Genomic DNA, 5027 nt, shown 5'->3' with positions numbered 1-5027 from the left:
TTTGTTTGTCGATAAATTCCAAACATTCTTCTGTAATATCGATATCTCTCATATTGCAAATGTAACGAATTAGTTACAATTCTATTCCTTTTAGAATGAAATATTTCTTAAGAAGACGGATTTTTTTAGCATTAAAGCTAACGTTTATGTATAAGATTAGTTGCGTGTTTTAAGCACTAAATTTAGCAAATAAAACACCAACCAAGAAAGACTGTTTGGACTTTCGTAAGTAGGCTAAAACCAGCAATTAATTTTATACGGTGTTACCCACTGGCATTTCACTTACTTTACTAATTCTATAAATTCAGTAGAAAATTTCTCTGCTAATTCTCGACTGTGGTCAATCGATACTGTTTCTTTATTCCACCTTGCTTTATTCGTCCAGTTGTATGAGCCGTGAATAATTGTTTTTAAATCAATTACGCAAAACTTATGATGCATTATATTTTTGTAGATTCCTGTAGGCTTAAATCTCTTTGCCTCGAAAAACTTCTCATAGTCAATTCCATATTTCTGGTTAATATCATCATCTAAAACTACAATTCTTACACTTAAACCTTCTCTTTTTTTATTATATAATTCTCTTATAAGTACTTTGTCTGTTAACCAAGCTACCGCTAACCAAATAGAAAATTTTGCGCTTCTAATTTGCTCAATAATTTGAGATTGAATTTCCTCAAAGTGTATTTCGATTGCAATTTCGTCTGGTAAATCAGAACCTATAATTTTATAACGAGCTTCAAATTCCTCTAATCTATAGCCATCTTGTTGTAAAAGAGGATTTATTTTTTCTACGGCTATTTTAATATTTTTTTCTTGGTCATTCGCAAAATGTCGTGGGTCAAAGATTATTTCTAATAGTTTTATTAAATTTTTAGTCCCATTTATTTCATATAATTTTTCAATTACATATCCATTTCTACTTAAAGAATTAGGCATTCCTCCGTCGTCCCATTTATAAACATCTTTAAATCCTACCTTATTAAAAAGTTTCAAAATATTTGGTCCAGAAAGACTTGGTGTTAATTGATTATCTCCAGAAATAAATTCTTTGATGCTTTCAATTGTTAAGTCTGATAATCTCATTCACACATTTTTATAAGATTATAATTTCTCAAGACCAGTCAACCAAGTTTTCAATTCTTCAATAACTCTTGTGTCTCTTGTAGTCTGATTTTTGATGTCAAGTATAGGAAATTCTTCAACACCAATAAATACACTTAACCAACCATTAGTCCGATTGTAGTTATCTCTAATATGTTTTCTGCCTTTCCCTTTTGTTCTGCAAGTACATAAAATTATATCTGGTCTTTCGTCATTAGGTAAACTCAAATTATCGATCTTTTTCACTTCCCATTCATTGTCTCCTGAAGAATTAATTCCAATTGTCAATTTATTAACGGTTAGAATTCCGTGAGTATCTTTCAGGTAATTAGTTGTATTAAGTCCTATAGTATTTGCACATCCATAATTATTTATAATCCATTCTGCAATTTGATTTATTTTGGTAGTTTTTCCAGTTTCTGATTTTCCTTTTAATATGAATATTTTTCTCATTTTTGGTTTGCTTGTGGGTAACGTTTATGTGTAAGGATAGTTGCGTGTTTAAGTAACTAACTTGCTAAAAATGGAACGAACCAGAGGAAAGTCCGAAGGATTTTCCAAGTAGGCAAGAACCAAGCAATTATTTTTACACGGTGTAACCAATAGTATTTAGTTTTTAATTATCTTTTTAGTTTGGATGTAGCCATTTTTATCAATTATTTTTAGAAAATATAACCCTTCATTAAGCTTTGATATATTTATTTTGTTCTCATTTTTATTTTCTAGAATTAATTGTCCTTTTTGATTATAAACAGTTAATAATGCAATGTTAAATTTTGATTCAATATGTATATAATCACTTGTAGGATTTGGGTAAATATTAAATTGACTTTCAAATTCATTTTCTTCAATACTCAGAGAACTATCGTAGATGTCTAAACCTGCTATCAAATATTCATAAGGATTACATTTCAACAAATCTAAGACACCATCATTATCCATATCTTCAATTGAAATTTCAATTTTCAATTCCTCACATTTATTTTGTACAGCATAACTAAAGAGAGTTTCGGTACGGTTAAAACTGCCATTATCGTTAAAATGAATTTTAGATCTTGTAGTGTCATAACTAGTGTTCTCTTTGTATGATGTTTCTATAATATCAACATCATTGTCGTTATCTATATCTACGATCTCAATATCCGTACTTCTTCCTTCGTCAATAAAACTCGTCCTTGGTATTAAAGTATCTGGGTTATCAAAGCTATCATTCCCATTATTTTTTAAAATATAAAATTCTGGAGCACATAATAGACTTTCACAAGACAGACTATATATTATATCTTTATCTCCGTCATTATCAAAGTCAATAAAAGTGAAGTTATTAATATTTGGATTAGAACTAGCAGAACTAAAATAATCTCCAATGTCGTAATAACCAACATTATTTGTTGATGTAAGATTGCCTTGAGAGTCATATTTGAACCACTTTACAGACATATATTTATCAATACCTACTATTGTTATTTTAGTAGCTATTATATTAATGGTACTATTATTATCTGAATTAAAAATATGTTGAGCACTATGAGATCCATCTGTGTTAAAAGATGTTGCATTTTGAAATACACCATTAACATTTTCATAGAATTGATATGATAGAAAAAGGTCATTATCATTATCATTGTCAAAATCACCATAAAACATTTTAGTTTTATCAGGGTCAATTATATAAAAACCAGTTTCTGAAAGGCTAAATACTGAAGCAAAACTATCATTCCCTAAGTTTTTAATCCATAATATTTTATCTACAGAATCATTATCATTACCAATTAGTATAATGTCTTTTAAATTATCGTTATCCATATCAAATATTAAAGGCTTAACATTTGTGCGAATTGATATATTTGGAGTCTCAAGTGCTATTGCTCTTCTTGAAAATTTATCTTGTCCTTGATTGATTAAATATTGAATTTCATATCCATATCCATCTTCATAACTAAACGAAATAATATCTTTTAAATTATCATTATTGATATCTGCTATCGTATGTGTTGATTTTAAAGTAGAGTTTGAATAATTTTGAAATTGAAAATCAAAATTACCATTGTTAATAGAAAAGGTACTATAGTGTCCAGAATTACCATAGAAAAAGGAAGGGTTAAAAACAAAAAGATCTAACAAGCCATCATTATTTAAATCAGACGCTTCGGGAGTGTTTGATGGCCCTTCAAATTGATACTGATTAAGAAAATCAATATTATTATTATTTTCTAAAATCAGATTATTACCGCTCGCTGAAGAACCAGAAGAATTAAATGCAATATCTAGAAATGTGTCATTATTAAAATCAGCTAACTCAATTCCTGTAAAATTTATGTTGCCATCAGAAAATATTTCAATATTATTATTAGAGTCAAACATATTATTTGGAGAAGCTATTGCTTGATTATAGTATATTTTTAAAGTCCCTCCAGAGGAAACTATTAAATCTTTTTGATTATCATTATTAAAATCCCCTAAATCAAAAGCATTACCATAACTAATATAAAAACTTTCTCCTATATTAAATATTCTGTTTCCTTGGTTAAGCTTAAACCTGAAATAAGTATTGTTATTAAAAACGAAGTCAGGTAAATCATCATTATTTATATCAATTATCTTATATCCAAGATCGCTAGAGCCATAAGTATTATTAGAATTACCAAATTGTCCGTTTGTTAAATTCCATTTTATTTTAATTACTCCCCAATAATCTCTGTATACTATATCAACATAACTATCGTTATCCATATCCATCAAATAAAAATCACTAATACCATTTGTAGATAATGGGAAGCTCTCTACATTACTAAATGTACCATTATTATTGTTTTTAATTACATTAATAACATTGCCACTTGCAAAAACAATATCATTGTCACCATCATTATCTATATCTTTAGAATCAATTTCACCTGCTTGACCTGTATAAAGAATATTCCTAATGCCAAAATTTCCATAATTATCATTTGCCTGCCATACTATAATTGTTTGTGATGATCCGACTCTATCGCAAATAAAGCCAGAAGAAACCAAATCCTTAAACCCATTATTGTCGATATCAGAAAGGACATAGTCATAAATCTTATAATTGTCATTAATTATGTTGAGATTGTCTAAATCTAATTGAGCGAATGCATTAGAGAAAATTATAAATGCAATAAGTGATAGTGTTTTTAATTTCATAAGTTTTTTATATTATTGGTAACGTGATGTGTATGGTTAGTTGCGTGATTAAGCAACTAATTTAGTAAACAAATACGGACTAGGGAAAATTCCGAAGGAATTTTCCAGATAAGCACTTGCCCAAGCAATTAATTATACACCGTGTTGGCAACTGGCTTTTATTCACGATTATTTTTTCAGTTTCGATTTTTTTGTTTTTATTTCGGTTAATGATAATTTCAAACGTTTTCTTCTATCATAATTATTGAGCAATCAAATTCTCCACCGACAATTTGATAAAATTCTCTAATTTTTTTCGGCAGTCGAAATCCTGCGTGGTCATAATTGGTCGTAAATGAGACAGATATTCCGAATTTTGTTAGAGGCAATTCCAGTTTTTCGTTTATAGTTTTTACTCGCTCTGATTCAATTTCGTCAGTTAGAGGGAAGTTAATAACATAAACTTCATTTTCTATTTTATTCGTTTTTAATTCTAAATCCGCTAATTCTTTTTGGATAAAAATCCGTTCTTTTTCATTCACGCCAAGATATCGGAATGTGAATTTAACTTTGTCAAATTCCCCGAATTCTCTTTCAATTTTCAAAATATTCTTTCGCAGTTCCATTTTTTTTAGCTTGTTGCCAACGCCAGTCCGTCTAATAACCTGCCTTGATTTTTGTTAGTAGAACCAAATTACAGATTTTGTTTTAAACTGCGAGTGCCATTTTAATTTTTCTATTGTGATTGGCAAATGTTGCTATACAGGCTAAAAATA

Annotated in this window: 4 protein-coding genes; all 4 read right to left on the bottom strand. The window is 28.7% G+C overall.

The window, feature by feature from the left end; all coding sequences use genetic code 11:
* Positions 1 to 282: 282 nt before the first annotated feature.
* Complete coding sequence (locus ESY88_RS20305; protein ID WP_147088527.1) at positions 283 to 1086, bottom strand: phospholipase D-like domain-containing protein; 804 nt, start codon at positions 1084 to 1086, stop codon at positions 283 to 285.
* Positions 1087 to 1104: 18 nt separating this feature from the next.
* Positions 1105 to 1557 carry a hypothetical protein gene (locus ESY88_RS20300; RefSeq protein ID WP_147088526.1) on the bottom strand — a complete coding sequence of 151 codons (453 nt, stop codon included), beginning with the start codon at positions 1555 to 1557 and terminating at the stop codon, positions 1105 to 1107.
* A 156-nt stretch (positions 1558 to 1713) separates the two neighbouring features.
* Positions 1714 to 4272, bottom strand: coding sequence for a T9SS type A sorting domain-containing protein (locus tag ESY88_RS20295; protein WP_147088525.1), 2559 nt, complete (start codon positions 4270 to 4272; stop codon positions 1714 to 1716).
* Positions 4273 to 4490: 218 nt separating this feature from the next.
* A complete protein-coding gene (locus tag ESY88_RS20290; RefSeq protein WP_147089894.1) occupies positions 4491 to 4877 on the bottom strand; it encodes a hypothetical protein in 387 nt (128 codons plus the stop codon).
* Between the last annotated feature and the right edge of the window lie 150 nt (positions 4878 to 5027).

This window comes from Subsaximicrobium wynnwilliamsii (genome assembly GCF_007997225.1).
Lineage (GTDB): Bacteria > Bacteroidota > Bacteroidia > Flavobacteriales > Flavobacteriaceae > Psychroserpens > Psychroserpens wynnwilliamsii.
This window is presented reverse-complemented; position numbering and strand designations above follow the sequence as displayed.